At 50.1% G+C, this 17,517-nt stretch carries 17 protein-coding genes and 1 other annotated feature; all 17 genes read left to right on the forward strand.

Annotated features, from left to right (window positions below):
- The first annotated feature begins 2 nt into the window (after window positions 1-2).
- The gene (gene ftsL / locus ACFSDB_RS05560) at window positions 3-362 is read left to right on the forward strand and encodes a cell division protein FtsL (protein ID WP_204892576.1); all 360 of its coding nucleotides are present in this window, start codon (window positions 3-5) and stop codon (window positions 360-362) included.
- The gene (locus ACFSDB_RS05565) at window positions 359-2,683 is read left to right on the forward strand and encodes a penicillin-binding protein (RefSeq protein WP_204892575.1); all 2,325 of its coding nucleotides are present in this window, start codon (window positions 359-361) and stop codon (window positions 2,681-2,683) included. The genes ftsL and ACFSDB_RS05565 overlap by 4 nt, the downstream gene beginning before the upstream one ends.
- 24 nt (window positions 2,684-2,707) lie before the next feature.
- Window positions 2,708-3,676, forward strand: a complete 969-nt coding sequence (gene mraY, locus ACFSDB_RS05570) for a phospho-N-acetylmuramoyl-pentapeptide-transferase (RefSeq protein WP_377339355.1) — start codon at window positions 2,708-2,710, stop codon at window positions 3,674-3,676.
- Window positions 3,677-5,041: a UDP-N-acetylmuramoyl-L-alanine--D-glutamate ligase gene (gene murD, locus ACFSDB_RS05575; protein ID WP_204892574.1), complete on the forward strand. Its 1,365-nt coding sequence runs from the start codon at window positions 3,677-3,679 to the stop codon at window positions 5,039-5,041.
- A 19-nt stretch (window positions 5,042-5,060) separates the two neighbouring features.
- Window positions 5,061-5,849, forward strand: coding sequence for a cell division protein FtsQ/DivIB (locus ACFSDB_RS05580; RefSeq protein WP_204892573.1), 789 nt, complete (start codon window positions 5,061-5,063; stop codon window positions 5,847-5,849).
- A complete protein-coding gene (locus tag ACFSDB_RS05585; protein WP_204892572.1) occupies window positions 5,824-6,549 on the forward strand; it encodes a DUF881 domain-containing protein in 726 nt (241 codons plus the stop codon). Before ACFSDB_RS05580 ends, ACFSDB_RS05585 begins: the two co-directional genes overlap by 26 nt.
- A 16-nt stretch (window positions 6,550-6,565) precedes the next feature.
- Window positions 6,566-7,282 (forward strand): DUF881 domain-containing protein, encoded by a 717-nt coding sequence (locus ACFSDB_RS05590; protein WP_204892571.1) that lies wholly within the window; start codon window positions 6,566-6,568, stop codon window positions 7,280-7,282.
- Between the two features lie 2 nt (window positions 7,283-7,284).
- Window positions 7,285-7,650: a small basic family protein gene (locus ACFSDB_RS05595; protein WP_204892570.1), complete on the forward strand. Its 366-nt coding sequence runs from the start codon at window positions 7,285-7,287 to the stop codon at window positions 7,648-7,650.
- A 99-nt stretch (window positions 7,651-7,749) separates the two neighbouring features.
- Complete coding sequence (gene ftsA, locus ACFSDB_RS05600) at window positions 7,750-9,024, forward strand: cell division protein FtsA (protein WP_204892569.1); 1,275 nt, start codon at window positions 7,750-7,752, stop codon at window positions 9,022-9,024.
- A gap of 56 nt (window positions 9,025-9,080) precedes the next feature.
- Window positions 9,081-10,259, forward strand: a complete 1,179-nt coding sequence (ftsZ, locus tag ACFSDB_RS05605) for a cell division protein FtsZ (RefSeq protein ID WP_204892568.1) — start codon at window positions 9,081-9,083, stop codon at window positions 10,257-10,259.
- Window positions 10,260-10,868: 609 nt separating this feature from the next.
- Entirely contained in the window at window positions 10,869-11,534 is a 666-nt protein-coding gene (locus tag ACFSDB_RS05610; protein WP_204892567.1) for a YggS family pyridoxal phosphate-dependent enzyme, read from the forward strand.
- Window positions 11,535-11,536: 2 nt separating this feature from the next.
- On the forward strand, window positions 11,537-12,028 hold the full coding sequence (locus ACFSDB_RS05615) for a cell division protein SepF (RefSeq protein ID WP_204892566.1): 492 nt from the start codon (window positions 11,537-11,539) through the stop codon (window positions 12,026-12,028).
- A 20-nt stretch (window positions 12,029-12,048) separates the two neighbouring features.
- The gene (locus ACFSDB_RS05620; RefSeq protein WP_204892565.1) at window positions 12,049-12,312 is read left to right on the forward strand and encodes a YggT family protein; all 264 of its coding nucleotides are present in this window, start codon (window positions 12,049-12,051) and stop codon (window positions 12,310-12,312) included.
- Window positions 12,313-12,378: 66 nt separating this feature from the next.
- Entirely contained in the window at window positions 12,379-13,164 is a 786-nt protein-coding gene (locus tag ACFSDB_RS05625; RefSeq protein ID WP_204892564.1) for a YlmH family RNA-binding protein, read from the forward strand.
- Between the two features lie 96 nt (window positions 13,165-13,260).
- Window positions 13,261-13,776, forward strand: coding sequence for a DivIVA domain-containing protein (locus ACFSDB_RS05630; RefSeq protein ID WP_204892563.1), 516 nt, complete (start codon window positions 13,261-13,263; stop codon window positions 13,774-13,776).
- An 81-nt stretch (window positions 13,777-13,857) separates the two neighbouring features.
- Window positions 13,858-14,067 (forward strand) — a binding site (T-box leader).
- Between the two features lie 43 nt (window positions 14,068-14,110).
- On the forward strand, window positions 14,111-16,873 hold the full coding sequence (gene ileS, locus ACFSDB_RS05635) for an isoleucine--tRNA ligase (RefSeq protein ID WP_204892562.1): 2,763 nt from the start codon (window positions 14,111-14,113) through the stop codon (window positions 16,871-16,873).
- A gap of 162 nt (window positions 16,874-17,035) precedes the next feature.
- Window positions 17,036-17,512, forward strand: coding sequence for a signal peptidase II (gene lspA / locus ACFSDB_RS05640; protein ID WP_204892561.1), 477 nt, complete (start codon window positions 17,036-17,038; stop codon window positions 17,510-17,512).
- The last annotated feature ends 5 nt before the right edge of the window (window positions 17,513-17,517 follow it).

Below are 17,517 nucleotides of genomic sequence, written 5' to 3' on the forward strand. Positions count from 1 at the left end.
AAATGGCATTACATGCAAGGAAAGAAGCATACATACAGCAGCCGGCCGTTCCTCAAAACCCGGTCCGGGTGCCCGCAAAGAAAAAGAATCTGATCACCAAAGGCGAGAAAGTGCTTTATCTTTCTTTCTTGGCTGCTTTTGTATTATGTGCTGTGCTGGTTCTGCAAAACCAGTCGGTGATACAGGCATCTACTCAAGAGATCCAAACAATTGAACATTCAATCGATGAAAAAGTGAAACAAAATACAGATTTGTCTGTGCAAGTCAGCGAACTTTCTACATACGAGCGCATTTGGGCTAAAGCGAAAGAACAAGGCCTAAAATTAAATGAGCAAAATGTAAAGGTAGTGCCAGGGCAATGAAAAAAAAGTTTCGATTTCAATGGGGAGCCTTTCTGCTGTTTTTAGTTTTTGCAGGGCTCTTTTTCCTTTTAACGGCAAGAATTGTCACGATCCAAGCGACCGGCTCGGTAGAAGGCCAGGAACTGGCGGCCAAAGCGGCTGCGAAGTACAGCCAGGAAGAAGTGCTGTCAGCTAAGCGAGGAAAAATAATCGACCGCAATGGGGAAGTGATTGCGGAAGATACGCTGACATATAAAGTGGTCGCCGTTGTGGATGAATCCGCTACACAGAAAGCGAACAATCCACGCCATGTCACGGATGCGGAGAAAACAGCCGAAGTTCTGTCTGAGTACTTAAGTACCCCGAAAGAAAAACTTCTAAGCATATTGGAAACCGGTATGGAAAAAGACCGTTATCAAGTGGAGTTCGGAGTGGCTGGGCGCGAAATCAGCCATACAAAGATGTTAGAGATGAAAGAAGAAGAGCTCCCGGGAATCCTTTTCGTCAGGGACCTGAAACGCTTGTACCCCAATGGTGCCTTTGCCTCCCATCTGATCGGCTTCGCACTGAAGGAAGAACAGGAAAATGGGCAGATGGTTACAAAAGGCAAAATGGGACTTGAAGCGATCCATGATGAAGTGTTAACTGGAAAGAACGGCAAAATCGAGTTCAGCACCGATAAATGGGGATTCTTGCTTCCAAATAGCGAATCAGCGGTAACAGAAGCCGTAGACGGTTCAAATGTCCAATTGACGCTCGACAAGACATTGCAGAACTTCCTGGAAGAAGCGATGACGAAAGTGCAGGAGGAATATTCGCCCGAGAGGATGATTGCAGTGATCGCCGATCCCAAAACCGGAGAGATTCTGGGGATGTCCCAACGCCCTACATTTGATCCGAACACCCGGGAAGGGCTTTCGGAGAATTGGCTGAATGAGAGCATCGAATTGACGATCGAACCGGGTTCGCCGATGAAAATGTTCACATTGGCCGCAGCGATCGAAGAAGGCAAGTGGGACCCGAATGCATATTATGAATCGGGTACATATAAATTCTACGACCGTACGATCGGGGATCATAACAGCAGAAGAGGGTGGGGAAGCATAACGTTCCTGGAAGGTTTCCAGCGTTCGTCAAACGTTTCCATGGCTTATCTGCTCGAAAGGCTGGGGGCTGAAAATTTCCAATCCTATATTGACGCATTCGGTTTTGGCCAAAAAACAGGCATTGATCTGCCGAATGAAGCTCCAGGGAAGATTCTGGACAGCTCTCCGGTGGATACACTGACGCTGACTTATGGACAAGGTTCGACCGTAACGCCGATCCAAATGATTCAGGCAGCTTCTGCCATTGCCAACGGCGGTGTTATGATGAAGCCGTATATCATCGATCAGATTAAAAATCCCGATACGGGCGAAGTTACGCACAAAAGCGAACCTGAAAAAGCAGGACAGCCGATTACAGCCGAAACCGCCAATCAAGTACGCGACATTTTGGCATCGACCGTAACATCGGAACACGGATCAGGCCGGCCGTTCGCTTTACAGGATTATAGCGTAGCCGGAAAGACCGGTACCGCTCAGGTCCCAGGAGAAGATGGGCGCTATATCAACCGGGGGAAAAACGGTTACCTCTACTCTTTCGTCGGCATGGCGCCTGCGGAAGATCCGGAACTGTTGATTTACATCGGAGTCCAGCAGCCGAATCTGCCGGCAAGCGAATACGGCTCTGTTCCGGTATCCAAGATCTTCACATCTGTTATGGAAAACGGACTGAAGTATATGAATATTGAACCTGAAAATACAAAAGAAGCCAAAACGATGACGCTTGGGGACTATACCGGCAAATCCGCTTCCAACGTTTCGGCACACTTGGCGAAGCAGGGGATCACCGGTGTAGTGACAGGCGATTCCGGAAAAGTGGTTTCCCAGTACCCTGCTGCAGGGGAAACCGTAGTGGAAGGCAGCACGGTCCTCCTGAAGACGGAAGGCGCAGCTGTGCTCCCTGACTTTGCCGGATGGTCGAAAAGCGAACTTCTTGCTTACCAATCACTAAGCGGCATTACTCTGGAACTGGCTGGCGAAGGGTTTGCGGTCGGCCAAAGCCTGACTGCAGGGTCGAAAGTGGCGCCGGCGGAACCTGTTGTCGTCCGGCTGCAGCCGCCGTCAGAGCTCTTCAAAGTCCAGATGACCGATGGAATTGAAGGCATGCCGGCGGAAGAGGCCGGAGACGCGAATGAAGAAGCGCCGGTGGAAGAATTGCCTGGCGCTGAAGAAGAAATTGTCGAAGACCCTGCCGAAGTACCAGCAGAGGAAATCATCCTCGAGGAACCGGTTGAATAATTTATTGATTAAAGGAGCTCTATAATGGACGTATATTTGTTGCTTGGATTTGGACTCGCTTTTTTATTGACTGTATTGCTGATGCCGCTTTTCATTCCATTGCTTAGAAGAATGAAATTCGGCCAAAGCATACGTGAAGAAGGGCCAGAATCCCATATGAAGAAAACGGGGACGCCGACTATGGGCGGCCTCGTGTATTTAATCGCAATCATCATAACGGTGATTGCTGTCGCCTTTTTTGCAGACATGATGTCTGCCGAAGTTACAGTATTGCTGCTAGTTTTGACAGGATATGGCCTGATCGGCTTTTTGGATGACTTTATCAAAGTCGTGCTGAAGCGGAACTTGGGCCTCACATCACTGCAGAAGCTTATTGCCCAGATCGTCATTGCCGTTATTTCATTTTTCTTGTTAAGCGGCATCGGTTTCGACACTTCGCTGGGAATTCCATTTACCGGGTTTTCCATTGAATTAGGCGCACTCTATGTAGCATTCCTGATTTTTTGGCTCGTCGGTTTTTCGAATGCCGTCAACTTGACGGATGGCCTGGACGGACTCGTGGCAGGTACGGCATCGATCGCATTCGCCGCATTCGGCATCATCGCCATCCATCAGGACCAGTACGGCGTTGCATTGTTCACATTCTCGGTAGCCGGCGCACTGCTCGGCTTCCTGGTATTCAATAAATATCCCGCAAAGGTGTTCATGGGGGATACCGGTTCGCTCGCATTAGGCGGAGCGCTGGCCATGGTTTCAGTCCTGTTAAAGCAGGAATTGCTGTTGCTGCTGATCGGCCTGGTCTTTGTCATTGAGACTTTGTCTGTTATCCTACAAGTCGGCAGTTTTAAAATACGGAAGAAACGGATTTTTAAAATGAGCCCGATTCACCATCATTTTGAGTTGAGCGGCTGGTCGGAATGGAAAGTTGTGACTGTCTTTTGGGCAGTCGGTCTTCTTGCCTCCATTATCGCCGTAGCATTGGAGGTATTATAAGTGAAACAAGTCCAACAGCTTCACCATAAGAAAGTGCTGGTGATCGGCCTTGCGAAAAGCGGTTTCACCGCTGCCCGCATCCTTCACCAATTAGGAGCTTTTGTCACTGTCAATGATTCCAAACCTTTTGAAGAAAATCCGGAAGCACAGGAATTATTGAATCTGGGGGTTACCGTGATCTGCGGCCGACATCCGGAAGATTTGCTGGACGAAGGCTTTGAGCTGGTTGTGAAGAATCCGGGAATCCCTTATTCCAATATTCTGATCCAGGCAGCCCTTGAAAAAGGAATTCCGATCTGGACGGAAATCGAGCTTGCCTATTTGATCAGCGAAGCACCATTTATCGGCATTACAGGTTCGAACGGCAAAACGACGACCACGACGCTTCTTTTCCATATGCTCAACCAAGATAAGAAAAAGCCGCTGATTGCCGGCAATATCGGGACGGTGGCAAGCGGAGTGGCAGAAAAAGCCACACCTGAGAATGTGATTGTCACTGAACTTTCCTCCTTCCAGTTGAAGGGGACGGAAAGCTTCCGCCCGCATATCGCCATCATCACCAACCTGTACGAAGCGCATATCGATTATCACGGAACCCTTGAAGATTACAGAGGTTCCAAGATGAAAATCGCGCAGAACCAGACAGCAGAAGACTTCTTCATCTACAATGCCGATCAGCCGCTGCTGGCTGCTTACGCCGCTGAATGCAAAGCCCAATTGGTGCCATTCACGTTGAAAGGCCGGACGGACACGAGCATCAGCGCGGATGAAGAGTTCATTTATTGGCAAGGCGAGAAACTTATCGAACGTTCGAAAATCATGCTCGGCGGACAGCATAATCTGGAGAACATCCTGGCAGCTACGGCCGCATCACTTCTATGGGGCGGGACGAAGGAAACCATTATCCGTGTCCTGACGTCCTTTACAGGAGTGAAGCACCGCTCCCAATTCGTCCTTAACTGGAATGGGCGGAAATTCTACAACGATTCAAAAGCGACCAATGCCCTTGCAACGAAAAGTGCGCTTGAAGCTTTCCCGGGGCAAGTCATTCTGCTTGCCGGCGGCCTGGAGCGCAACCATTCCCTCGAGGAGCTGCGGCCGTTTATGGACCGGGTCAAAGCCCTGATCACATTCGGTGAGACGGCAGACAGGTTTGCGGAATTTGCCCATGACTGCGGCGTAGAAGCGGTCGCCAAAGCGGGCGATATGCAGGATGCCGTTGAAAAAGCGGTCAGCCATTCTGCAGTAGGGGACACAATCCTCTTGTCGCCTGCATGTGCAAGCTGGGACCAATATGAAAGCTTTGAAATCCGCGGGGATGCATTTATCGATGCCGTCCAGCGGGTGACGGAAACAAACGACTAAACGGAAAGGAGCAGCAATTATGGAAAAAGTGATCGATATCGAAGAACGCATCCCGTCGCTCCGCGAGCGGCGGAAAAAAAGAACCAATCGCAAGTTCTTCATATTGCTGTTTGTTTTCCTGTTGCTGCTTGCCATACTGATCTACAGCCAGACGAAATACAGCAAAATCCAAGAGATCAGTGTTGAAGGTGCAAATTACTACAGTGCCGATGAATACCGGGAAGCGAGCGGATTGGCTTCGGGGGATTCGATGTGGTCCTTCAGCGAAAAGGACATTGAAGCTAAATTGTCCGGACTGGATTGGGTGGAAATCGCCGCAGTCGAAAAGAAATGGCTGACCGGCGTTGACGTCCGCATCAAGGAATTTGATAAGATCGGCTACTTGGACAAAGGCACAGGTTATCAAATGGTGTTATCAACAGGCCATATCCTGGACAAACCCGTTACTTCGATCAATGGTCCGATTTTTTCGCAATTTGAAGATCCGAAGACCTTGAAAGTGCTCGCTGCACAGCTTGCTGAAACGGAGTCGGGTGTCTATAACATGATTTCCCAGATCTTTTTGAATCCGGACCAGGAAGAAGCGCTTCTGGTGACGCTTTACATGAACGACGGAAATGAAGTAAAAGCGACATTGAATACACTGGCTGAGAAGCTGAACTATTATCCGTCCATCATTGCGCAGCTGGAGGACGGCCAAAAGGGTGTCATCGATATGGAAGTCGGAATATTCTTCCGCTCTTTCGCTGATGTTTACGGGCCGGAGAAGGAAGGTGGGGAAGATGAAGAAACCGAAGAAGAGTCCTAAAAGCCGCTTCAGCAAGTCGGTCATTTTCTCACTGGTATTTCTCGTGCTAGGATTTATCCTATCCTATTCATACAGCTTGTCGGAAGCCGGAAAAAAGTCCGGAGAATATACCGGCGGCGCGTTTTTTGAAGAAGAAGAGCGGTACCGGGGAGAATTGATCAGCCAGCAGGAGCGGAACAAGGCGCTGCGTGAAGAAATCCAAGAAAAACAGGCAGCTGTACAGGAGTTTGAGGAAACGTTTTCAGGCGGAGAAAACCTCTCCGCCCGGCTGGCAGAGGAAGCGGAAGCGCTGCGCCGGTTTACAGGCGCAATGCCCGTGGAAGGGGAGGGGCTGAAAGTGACCCTCCAGGACGGGGAGTATGACGCGGAATCGGTGAATCCGAATGATTACATCGTCCATGAAAGCCACGTGTTCCAAGTTATCAATGAACTGTACATATCGGGCGCCCAAGCCATATCTGTGAACGGCCAGCGGATCCATGGGAATTCCTATATCGTCTGCACAGGGCCGGTCATCACCGTGGACGGCACCCAGTATCCGGCGCCATTCACGATTGAAGCGATCGGCAAACCGGATGTACTCGAATCCTCGATGGAACTAGCCGGCGGCGTCATGGACCAATTGGTCAACGATAACATCATCGTCACGCTTGATCCGGGGAAAAAGATCGAAATGCCGGCATTGCTGACGGAATCTTAAAAGGAGGGGCCATTTGATGAAAAAGAAAATCCCTTCCCGATTTTCACTGATCCTGTTTGTTATCGGCCTGATGGCGGCAATACAATTCAATACCATCAATGAACCAGATTCCCGCGATACGCGGGATATTTGGGAAATCCGGCAGGAACTTTCACAAGAGAAGCAGCTTCATTCAGAATTGCTTTCGGAGGTTTCCTTGTTGGATGAAACCCTTGCCAAATACAGCGAGGCCGCAAGCGACAGCCCGGAACAAGCGCTGAAGGGCACGGTCGAAGAACTGCGGAAACAGGCAGGGCTCACGGAAATGACTGGACCAGGAATTGAGGTGTCAATCGAACCTTCTCCTGAAGCGGTCGCTATGGGGTTGGATATAGAAAGCATTGCACCTGACTTGCTGATCCGTTTTGTCAATGAAATCAACCGGTTCAACGGGCTCTACGTGTCGATTGATGGAAACCGGATCATCAACACCACCGCCATCCGCGATATCAATGGCCGGACTACCGTGAACACGGCTCCGCTGCAGACACCGCCATTTACTGTCAAGATTGTATCCGGTTCGATGGAGAATACCGAAAAGCTCTACAACCATTTGATGTCCTCCACGATTCTGGATGATTTTTATATCGCCAATTTATCGGTGGTGATCTCGGACCCGGTCGAGGAGCTGACAGTGGAGGCCTACGACAAAGACATCGATTATAAAGAGCTGCAGAAAGGGGAGGGGAGTTAAAAATGTGGTTATCTATACTGGGCTTGGCTCTTGGCATTTCCCTCGGCTTGCTGACGGATATCCAAATTCCTCCTGAATATGCGGACTATTTGTCGATTGCCGTCCTGGCAGCACTTGATACTTTATTCGGGGGGATAAGGGCCCATTTACAACAGGTGTATGATGATAAGGTGTTCGTATCCGGATTTTTCTTTAATATTGCACTTGCCGCCGGCCTCGCTTTTCTTGGTGTACACATCGGGGTCGACCTGTACCTCGCCGCAATATTCGCTTTCGGGGTCCGGCTGTTCCAGAATATCGCGGTGATCCGCCGTATTCTTTTGACAAAATGGGCTGAGAAAAAAGAAGTCGGGGAGTCACATGGGTGAATTGAAGGAAAATTTGCTAAGATGCACTGTTTTACTTAGACAAGGTGCACAGTTTACAATAGAATGTAAGATAGAAGTTTACTAAGGAGGTGCCACGAATTGAGTCAATCAGAATTATACGTAAGCCTAGACATCGGTTCGTCATCCGTTAAAGTATTAATCGGAGAAATGGCTAACAAATCATTGCATGTAATCGGTGTCGGAAATGTGAAATCAAGCGGAATTAAAAAAGGTGCGATTGTTGATATAGATGCTACAGTTCAAACCATAAAAAAAGCGGTTGACCAAGCAGAGCGCATGATCGGCAAACAAATCCACGAAGTAGTCCTGGGAATCCCAGCGAACAAAGCGATGCTCCAGCCGGTCAAAGGCGTCGTGGCCGTCAACAGCGAAAACCGGGAAATTACAGATGACGATCTTGACCGCGTATTGGAAGCGGCCCAAGTGATGTCGATTCCGCCGGAACGCGAAATCGTCAACATCATTCCTGAACAATATATCGTCGACCACCTGGATGAAATCAAAGATCCGCGGGGGATGATTGGGATTCGCCTCGAAATGGATGGTACAATGGTGACGACATCAAAAACGATTCTCCACAATGTACTACGGTGCGTGGAACGTGCTGGCTTGTCTATCCGTGAAATCTATATGCAGCCGCTGGTTGCCGGATATTATGCTTTGACGGAAGATGAAAAGAACCACGGCACGGCGTGCATAGATATCGGCGGCGGATCGACTTCGATCGCAGTATTCCAAAACGGCCACTTGACCGCTTCATCCGTAATTCCTGTCGGCGGAGACCATGTCACGAAAGATCTGTCGATCGTCTTGAAGACGCCGACTGAACAAGCTGAAAAAATCAAGCTTGAGTACGGGCATGCTTTCTATGACGATGCGTCAGAGGATGAATTGTTCGAAGTTCCGGTCATCGGGTCGGATACGAAAGAGCAGTACAGCCAAAAATACATATCTGAAATAATCGGGGTTCGCCTGGAAGAACTTTTCGAATTGATTTTGGATGAATTATACCGCCTCAATGTCCAGGACCTTCCAGGAGGCGTCGTTTTGACAGGCGGCATGGCGAAACTTGAAGGCTTGCCGGAATTGGCGCGCCATATCCTGCAGACACGTGTCCGCATCTTCGTGCCGGAATTCATCGGTGTGCGTGAACCGCAGTACACGACTGCAGTAGGATTGATCCAGTACGCTTACATGGAAGATATGTTCTATGGCCGTCTTGGTTCAAGCTATGCTCTGGCCGACTCTCCGAAAATCGAGCAGCATGAGCAGCAGCCTAAAAAGCAGCCGAAACAGAATTCTGAGGGAGTCGTAACAAAAGCCAAGAAGATGTTTGACAGATTCTTTGAATAAAATGATTAATTGCATCTTGCTTAAACTAAAGCGGAGCAATCCTAGGAGGAAACGGAATGTTGGAATTTGATACATCAATTGATGCTACGGCAGTCATTAAAGTTATCGGTGTAGGCGGCGGCGGAAACAACGCAGTCAACCGTATGATCGAACACGGCGTCCAAGGCGTTGAATTTATCGCAGTAAACACGGATGCACAAGCTTTGAACCTTTCGAAAGCTGAAGTCCGCCTTCAGATCGGCGGCAAATTGACGCGTGGGCTTGGCGCAGGCGCCAACCCGGAAGTCGGCAAAAAAGCGGCTGAAGAAACTAAAGAACAAATCGAAGAAGCACTTCGCGGAGCGGATATGGTCTTCGTAACTGCCGGCATGGGCGGCGGTACAGGAACCGGTGCTGCACCGGTAATCGCTGGAATCGCTAAAGAGCTCGGCGCTTTGACAGTGGGGGTCGTAACACGCCCATTCACTTTCGAAGGCCGCAAACGCTCGACTCAGGCAATCAGCGGTATCAGCACGATGAAGGAATCGGTCGATACATTGATCGTCATCCCGAACGACCGTTTGCTTGAAATCGTCGATAAGAGCACACCGATGCTTGAAGCATTCCGCGAAGCGGATAATGTTCTTCGCCAAGGTGTCCAAGGTATTTCCGATTTGATCGCTGTACCGGGTCTAATCAACCTTGACTTTGCTGACGTGAAAACGATCATGTCCAACAAAGGGTCTGCTTTGATGGGGATCGGGGTTTCTTCAGGCGAAAACCGCGCTTCTGAAGCAGCGAAAAAAGCTGTTTCAAGCCCGTTGCTGGAAGTTTCCGTTGACGGAGCGAAAGGTGTATTGATGAACATCACAGGCGGATCTAATCTTAGCCTTTATGAAGTACAAGAAGCAGCTGACATCGTAGCTTCAGCTTCTGACGAAGATGTAAACATGATTTTCGGTTCTGTCATCAATGACAATCTGAAAGATGAAATCGTTGTAACGGTCATTGCTACCGGCTTCAACGAAGAGCAATTGCAGCCAAGAACGCCAAGAGGTTCAGGCTTGAACTCAAGCCGTGTGCAATCGATCCAGCAGCAGTCTCCGCCGCCTTCACTCCGTGAAGCGCGCCGTGAAGAACAGCGCCGCGAAGAGCAGATGCCTTCGTACCAGCAGGAGCCTGTCCGCCAGGAGAAACAGCAGGACGATGCATTGGATATTCCGACGTTCTTGCGCAACAGACAAAAGAGACGCTAATCCAGACAGCTGCCCTTGAGGGCAGCTGTTTGAGCTTGTAGACAAAAGAATAATTTTTCAATTTGATGAATAAAACTTATGGAAGCTGTGTTGGGTCCTCCACTTCAGGCGGACGCTTTCCGCGGGCTCGCGCCGAACTAACTCGGACTAGCGTCCGAGTGGATTTCGGCACTTCGCTATCCCGCAGGAGTCGCCGCCTTCCGTTTCGGATTTTAAAGCCAACAGCTTGTACCTAGCAGCCCGAAGCAGGATCAGCGCTCCAATCTCATCTTTTTGATACAGGTGACGCTCCCGACAGTGCTGGCCACGAGACTCCTGTGGGAGCAGCGAAGCGACTCGAGCTGAAGACCCTGGACTGAGCGTAGCGAATGTTTTTTCAATTTGCGACGAGTAATCGCAGGAGCAAGGGAAGCGGCTGACGCCGAGCCCACGGAAAGCGAAGTGGCCAGCCCGGTCGGGCTTATGCATCCCTATTCATTCAAATTAGACTTTGTCTACAGTCTGAAACAGCTGCCTTAGGGCAGCTGTTTTTTCATAATAGGGCTCAATTGATAATTACGCCCATACTTGGTACAATAAACTGAACATCCATAGAAAAGTTGTGACTGAATGAAAGCCATTAAACCTGTTTTTGAAAACATCCAGCAAGAATTGAATACGATCCATACAGGCATCAACATAATCGCTGTCACCAAACAAGTCAGCATAGAACGCACCGAAGAAGCGGTTGCCGCCGGAATCCGGCATCTCGGTGAAAACCGTCCGGAAGGGCTGCTCCGCAAACGTGAAGCAATCAACGCAGATGTTGCGTGGCATTTCATCGGCAACCTGCAGACGCGCAAAGTGAAAGAGGTCATCAATGAGATTGATTTCCTGCACTCACTGGACCGCATGAGCTTGGCAAAGGAAATCCAGAAGCGGGCAGAACGTCCGGTCAAATGTTTTGTACAGGTCAACGTGTCCCGGGAAGAAACCAAAAGCGGCATTCTTCCTGAAGAAACAGTGGATTTCATCAAATCACTCGCTGCTTTCGATAAGATCCATGTAGTGGGGCTTATGACGATGGCGCCGAATACTCCGGATGAAACTGTGATTCGCAATGTGTTCAAAGGATTGAAAACGCTCCAACTTGATGTGGCCCGCCAAGGATTGGATCATGCACCCTGCACGGAGTGCTCGATGGGCATGTCCAACGATTACCTTGTCGCTGCGCAAGAAGGCGCAACTTTTGTTCGAATAGGAACCGCATTAGTAGGGTCGGAAAGTGAGGCATAGTGATGAGCATAAAAAACAAGTTCAAGAATTTCTTTTACCTGGAAGAATACGAAGAAGACGAGCCGCGGACACCGGTCCAGCAGCAGCCGCAGCGGCCAGCGCCGTCTCCGCGCTATGAAAAGCCGGAAACGCTCCATGCCAGCGCACGCAATACAACGAAAGAACGGAGCCAGAAACCAGTGGAACCAACTGTGTCGAATCTAGTGAGCCTTCAAAGCGCTGTGAAATCATCGAAGGTCATTCTGGCCGAACCGAGAGTCTACGCGGAAGCGCAGGACATCGCTGAGAATCTGAAGAACAAACGCGCAGTAGTTGTCAACTTGCAGCGCATCGAGAAAGACCAGGGGTTGCGGATCATTGATTTCCTTAGCGGAACAGTGTATGCGCTCGGCGGGGACATCCAGCGCATCGGAACGGATATTTTCCTGTGCGTACCGGACACTGTTGAAGTGGATGGCGCCATTTCCGATTATTATTACGAAGATCAACAGTAAAAGAGGAGCATGAAAAATAAATGGTTGCTATATTAAGCTTAGTATTGAACGCTATCCAGATATACTCGTATCTGCTGATTGCCAGTATTTTGATGAGCTGGCTGCCGAATGCGAGGGAATCGCGCATCGGCCAGATGCTTGCCAAAGTCACTGACCCGTACCTGGATATTTTCAGACGCATCATTCCGCCGCTTGGCATGATCGATTTTTCGCCAATTGTTGCGATTTTCGCTTTGAACCTGGCGAGCAACGGGATCATCGTTCTCTTCAATTATTTCTATTAAAATACCTCACGCCTTGTGAGGTTTTTTTCTTGAAACGCATGGATTCCATCGAAAGGGGCATTTGCCATGGAAGCATTATTCCAGCATTTCCGCAAAGAGGAACAAGGGTTTATTGAACAGGTGTCCGGTTGGCTGATCGATGTCGAGGACCGGTATACGCCGAAATTGACGGATTTTCTCGACCCGCGCCAGCGGTTCATCGTCCAATCGGTGGTAGGTGCCGGGGATGTGAAAATGGCGGAGTCCGGCTTGTTCGATGACGCTGAACGCAAGCGGATGCTCTTGTATCCGGATTATTATGAACTGCAGCCAGAAGATTTCGGCATCACTGTTTTCGAATTGAGTTATCCGGTGAAATTCGTCACCTTGAAGCATCCGGATATCTTAGGGTCCATGATGTCCATCGGATTGGACCGCAGCAAGTACGGGGATATCCGCATAGAAGGCCAGCGCATCCAGATTGCTGTGGCGGATGAAGTGAAAAGCTATTTGCAGGCCAACTTCACGACGGCTGCGAAAGTGAAGGTCCATCTTGAAGAAGTCACGGATCCCGAGGATCTTATCGGGACATCGGAGGAATGGACCGACGAAAGCCATACCGTCAGTTCGCTCCGGCTTGATACGGTCATCTCATCGGTCTACAATATTTCCCGCCAAAAAGCTTCAGCCCTCATCAACGGCGGCAAGGTGAAAGTCAATTGGACCGTCCAGGAGCAGCCTTCTTTTGAATTGAACGAATCCGATATCCTCTCTTCACGGGGATATGGGCGGATCAAGATCGGCATGATCGAAGGCCGGACCAAAAAGGACAAAATCCGCTTGCAGATCGGGCGTCTTGAAAATGCCAAATGACGCCCCTCTTTAAAATTGCAAATTAATACTGATATTTGCTGCTATGACCTGTATAATGGAGAGAAATGAAGTTTTTATTAAGGAGAGGTGCACCGAATGCCATTATCCCCGTTGGATATACATAACAAAGAATTCAGCCGCGGCTTCCGCGGATACCAGGAAGACGAAGTAAACGAGTTTTTGGATCAGATTATCAAAGACTATGAAGTGCTGCTGCGTGAGAAAAAGGAATTGGAAGACCGCTTGAAATCGACAGATGAACGCGTCGGCCATTTCACAACAATCGAAGCGACACTCCAGAAGTCAATTGTCGTTGCGCAGGAAGCTGCGGAAGAAGTCCGCCGCAATTCCCAGAAAGAAGCGAAGCTGATTGTCCGCGAGGCGGAGAAGAACGCCGACCGGATCGTCAACGAATCGTTGACAAAAGCCCGCCGCATCGCCATGGAGATCGAAGAGCTGAAGAAGCAGTCCAAAGTATTCCGCAACCGTTTCAGAATGCTGGTTGAAGCACAGCTCGACCTGATTGATACGGATGACTGGGAAACACTGATGGAGTACGATATCGACACGACGAACCTGGAGAAGCTGGAAGAGAAAAGAGAAGTCTACTGAACTTGACGCTTTCCTTTACAACTTTTATAATTACCAGATAACGAACAAAAAAGGAAGCGCTTTGGCGCTCTTCCATAGTTAACAAACGCGTTGACGGAGACAGTAGCCATATCAATTCGAACCAGCGAATCAGGGGCAGTGGGAGCCTGATGAGAATGATGTGGGGAAGATCACTCCCGAGCAGAACCGGTGAACAGTTGCTAGCCGGTTCCGTCCTGCCACGTTACGGCTTTCGAGTGGCAGCTAAACGCTGCAACAAGGGTGGTACCGCGAGAGCTTCTCGTCCCTTTCCAGGGATGGGAGGCTTTTTATTATGCTTTTAGGAGGAATTTCAATGGAATACAAAGACACGTTATTGATGCCGAAAACCGATTTCCCGATGCGGGGAAACCTGCCGAACCGCGAACCGGAAATGCAGAAAAAATGGGATGAAATGGACATCTACAAAAAAGTGCAGGACCGCACAAACGGCCGGCCGTTCTTCATTCTCCATGACGGGCCGCCTTACGCAAACGGCGATCTCCATATGGGCCACGCCCTCAACAAAGTATTGAAGGACATGATCGTCCGTTCACGTTCGATGATGGGCTTCCACGCGCCGTATGTTCCAGGCTGGGACACGCACGGCTTGCCGATCGAACAGGCACTTACGAACAAAGGCGTCAACCGCAAAGAATTGACGCTTGCCGAATTCCGCAAACTCTGCGAGGAATATGCGTATGAACAGATCGACAACCAGCGCTCGCAATTCAAGCGCATCGGCGTCCGCGGCGACTGGGAAAATCCGTACGTCACGCTGAAGCCGGCTTATGAAGCGCGCCAAATCGAAGTGTTCGGCAAAATGGCCAATAAAGGCTATATCTACAAAGGCTTGAAGCCGGTCTACTGGTCCCCGTCAAGCGAATCATCGCTCGCGGAAGCGGAGATCGAGTACCACGACAAGAAATCGCCGTCCATCTATGTTTCCTTCCCGGTTGTTGACGGCAAAGGCGTTTTGGCTGAAGGCACGAAACTGGTCATCTGGACAACTACGCCATGGACGATTCCAGCCAACTTGGGAATCACGGTCCATGCGGATCTGGATTACGTGGAAGTGGCTGCCAACGGTTCTTTGTTCGTCATCGCACGCGCGCTTCTGGAAGAAGTGGCGAAGGAACTGGAATGGACAGATTATGAAGTGGTCCGCGAAATGAAAGGTGCGGCGCTTGAGCATATCCTGACGCAGCATCCGCTTTATGACCGAACTTCACTCGTCATGCTCGGCGAGCACGTGACGACGGATTCAGGGACAGGCTGTGTCCATACAGCGCCCGGCCACGGGGAAGATGACTTCCTGGTTGGCAAAAAATACGGCCTCGATGTCCTTTGCCCGGTCGATGAGCGCGGCGTCATGACGGCGGAAGCGCCTGGATTCGAAGGCGAATTCTACGACAAAGCGAACAAATCGATCACGGAAGCGCTGGATAAAGCTGGTGCGCTTGAACATCTGGCGTTCATCACGCATTCGTATCCGCATGACTGGCGCACGAAAAAGCCGGTCATCTACCGTGCGACGGCGCAATGGTTCGTATCGATCGATGCGTTCCGCGACCAGATCCTGAAAGCGATCAACGAAACCAGCTTCACGCCGGCTTGGGGCGAAACGCGCCTCTTCAACATGCTGCGCGACCGCGGCGACTGGAACATTTCCCGCCAGCGGGTATGGGGTGTACCGATTCCGGTATTCTACGCAGAAAATGGCGATCCGGTCATCACGGAAGAAACGATTTCGCATATCTCTGAACTGTTCCGCGAACACGGATCGAACGTCTGGTTCGAGCGGTCAGTCAATGAATTGCTGCCGCCAGGCTTTACGCACCCGAGCAGCCCGAACGGCATCTTCACAAAAGAGACGGACATCATGGACGTCTGGTTCGACTCCGGCTCATCCCACCAAGGGGTATTGGTGGAACGCGAAGATCTTCGCTATCCGGCAGATTTGTACCTGGAAGGCTCTGACCAGTACCGCGGCTGGTTCAACTCATCGTTGACGACAAGTGTTGCGATCAACGGCATCGCGCCTTATAAAGGCATCCTGAGCCACGGCTTCACACTCGACGGCAACGGCCGCAAAATGAGCAAATCGCTCGGCAATGTCATTGTTCCGGCAAAAGTGATGAACCAGATGGGCGCTGATATCCTGCGCCTGTGGGTGGCTTCTGTCGATTATACGGCAGATGTGCGTGTTTCCGACGACAACTTCAAGCAAGTGTCGGAAGTCTACCGTAAAATCCGGAATACGCTGAAATTCCTTCACGGAAACTTGGCTGATTTCAATGAAAAAGAACACCGCGTCGCATTTGAAGACATGCGCGAGATGGACCAGTACATGGCCATGAAACTGCAGAAAATGATCGATGCAGTGCGCAAAGGCTATGAAACGTATGAATTCTCGTCCATCTACCATGCATTGAACGGCTATTGCGCAAATGATTTGAGCTCGTTCTATCTGGATGTAGCGAAAGATGTCGTTTATATCGAAGCGGCTGACCATCCGCACCGCCGTGCGATGCAGACCGTTATGTTCGATTCGTTAATGGCGATCCTGAAGCTGTCGGCGCCGATCATTCCGCACACGGCCGATGAGATGTGGGGCTACCTGGACTTCGTCACGGAAGAAAGCGTCCAGTTGACCGATTTCCCGGAAGCGGCAACCCATCCGGCATTTGCCGACCTGGAAGCGAAATGGACCCGCTTTATGGATGTCCGCGACGATGTGCTAAAAGCGCTTGAAGAAGCGCGTGCAGCGAAGACGATCGGAAAGTCTCTTGAAGCGAAAGTGACCCTATATGGCAATGAAGAATTGAACAGCCTGTTGTCTTCCATCGATGACAATGTGGCCCAATTGTTCATCGTTTCTCAATATGAATTCGGCGGTCCGCTTGAAGGAGCACCGGAACATGCATTGAAAACGTTCGATGCTGCAGTGGTTGTAGAAAAAGCGCAAGGCGAAAAATGCGAGCGCTGCTGGACCATCTCCCAGGAGATCGGCCAGAACGATTCGCACCCGGCCCTGTGCCCGCGCTGCGCAAGCGTCGTCGAAAAACAGTTTGCATAATGATGATTGTCCAGGAATACCGGAGTGCCGGTATTCCTGGTTTTTTATTGCAGGTGAAGGGGGTGCGGGAGAATTGCCAGCCCTTGTGTCGGGAAGGGCGCATATTCATTTAAACCGGTTTGTGGTAAAATAGAATGACTGCTGAATTGACGGGGGAAACACATGTTTATTTATTATGGAATCGCGGCCTTGATCATCATTTTGGATCAATGGACCAAATGGCTCGTTATAAAAAATATGGAACTCGGGGAGCGCATCCCGGTTCTTGAACCTTACTTAGGATGGCTTTCGCACCGGAACCGCGGCGCGGCATGGGGAATGCTCGAAGGCCAGATGTGGCTGTTCGGCATCATCACAGTCGGAGTCATCATCGCCATCCTGTATTATTTCCACAAACACGCCAAAGGGCAGCCGCTGCTGCAATTGGGCTTGATGGTCCTTCTTGGAGGAGCTGTAGGGAATTTTATCGACCGTATGCTGCGGGGCGAAGTTGTCGATTTTGTGGATGTTCTCATTCCGGTCATCAATTACGATTTTCCGATTTTCAATGTAGCGGATGCGGCTTTGACGATCGGCGTAGTAATCATGATCATATTCGTCTTTTATGACGAAAAACAACAAAAGAAAAAGGTGTCTTAATGGAA

It is taken from the genome of Planococcus chinensis (genome assembly GCF_042681545.1).
Taxonomy (GTDB): domain Bacteria; phylum Bacillota; class Bacilli; order Bacillales_A; family Planococcaceae; genus Planococcus; species Planococcus chinensis.

Bases quoted from the DNA above. Each gene is read 5' to 3' on its own strand.
- ftsZ (WP_204892568.1), top strand. From the start codon at position 9,081: ATGTTGGAATTTGATACATCAATTGATGCTACGGCAGTCATTAAAGTT.
- ACFSDB_RS05565 (WP_204892575.1), top strand. From the start codon at position 359: ATGAAAAAAAAGTTTCGATTTCAATGGGGAGCCTTTCTGCTGTTTTTA.
- ACFSDB_RS05625 (WP_204892564.1), top strand. From the start codon at position 12,379: ATGGAAGCATTATTCCAGCATTTCCGCAAAGAGGAACAAGGGTTTATT.
- ileS (WP_204892562.1), top strand. From the start codon at position 14,111: ATGGAATACAAAGACACGTTATTGATGCCGAAAACCGATTTCCCGATG.
- ACFSDB_RS05620 (WP_204892565.1), top strand. From the start codon at position 12,049: ATGGTTGCTATATTAAGCTTAGTATTGAACGCTATCCAGATATACTCG.
- ACFSDB_RS05595 (WP_204892570.1), top strand. From the start codon at position 7,285: ATGTGGTTATCTATACTGGGCTTGGCTCTTGGCATTTCCCTCGGCTTG.
- ACFSDB_RS05630 (WP_204892563.1), top strand. From the start codon at position 13,261: ATGCCATTATCCCCGTTGGATATACATAACAAAGAATTCAGCCGCGGC.
- ACFSDB_RS05590 (WP_204892571.1), top strand. From the start codon at position 6,566: ATGAAAAAGAAAATCCCTTCCCGATTTTCACTGATCCTGTTTGTTATC.
- mraY (WP_377339355.1), top strand. From the start codon at position 2,708: ATGGACGTATATTTGTTGCTTGGATTTGGACTCGCTTTTTTATTGACT.
- lspA (WP_204892561.1), top strand. From the start codon at position 17,036: ATGTTTATTTATTATGGAATCGCGGCCTTGATCATCATTTTGGATCAA.
- ACFSDB_RS05610 (WP_204892567.1), top strand. From the start codon at position 10,869: ATGAAAGCCATTAAACCTGTTTTTGAAAACATCCAGCAAGAATTGAAT.
- ACFSDB_RS05615 (WP_204892566.1), top strand. From the start codon at position 11,537: ATGAGCATAAAAAACAAGTTCAAGAATTTCTTTTACCTGGAAGAATAC.
- ACFSDB_RS05585 (WP_204892572.1), top strand. From the start codon at position 5,824: ATGAAGAAACCGAAGAAGAGTCCTAAAAGCCGCTTCAGCAAGTCGGTC.
- ftsL (WP_204892576.1), top strand. From the start codon at position 3: ATGGCATTACATGCAAGGAAAGAAGCATACATACAGCAGCCGGCCGTT.
- ACFSDB_RS05580 (WP_204892573.1), top strand. From the start codon at position 5,061: ATGGAAAAAGTGATCGATATCGAAGAACGCATCCCGTCGCTCCGCGAG.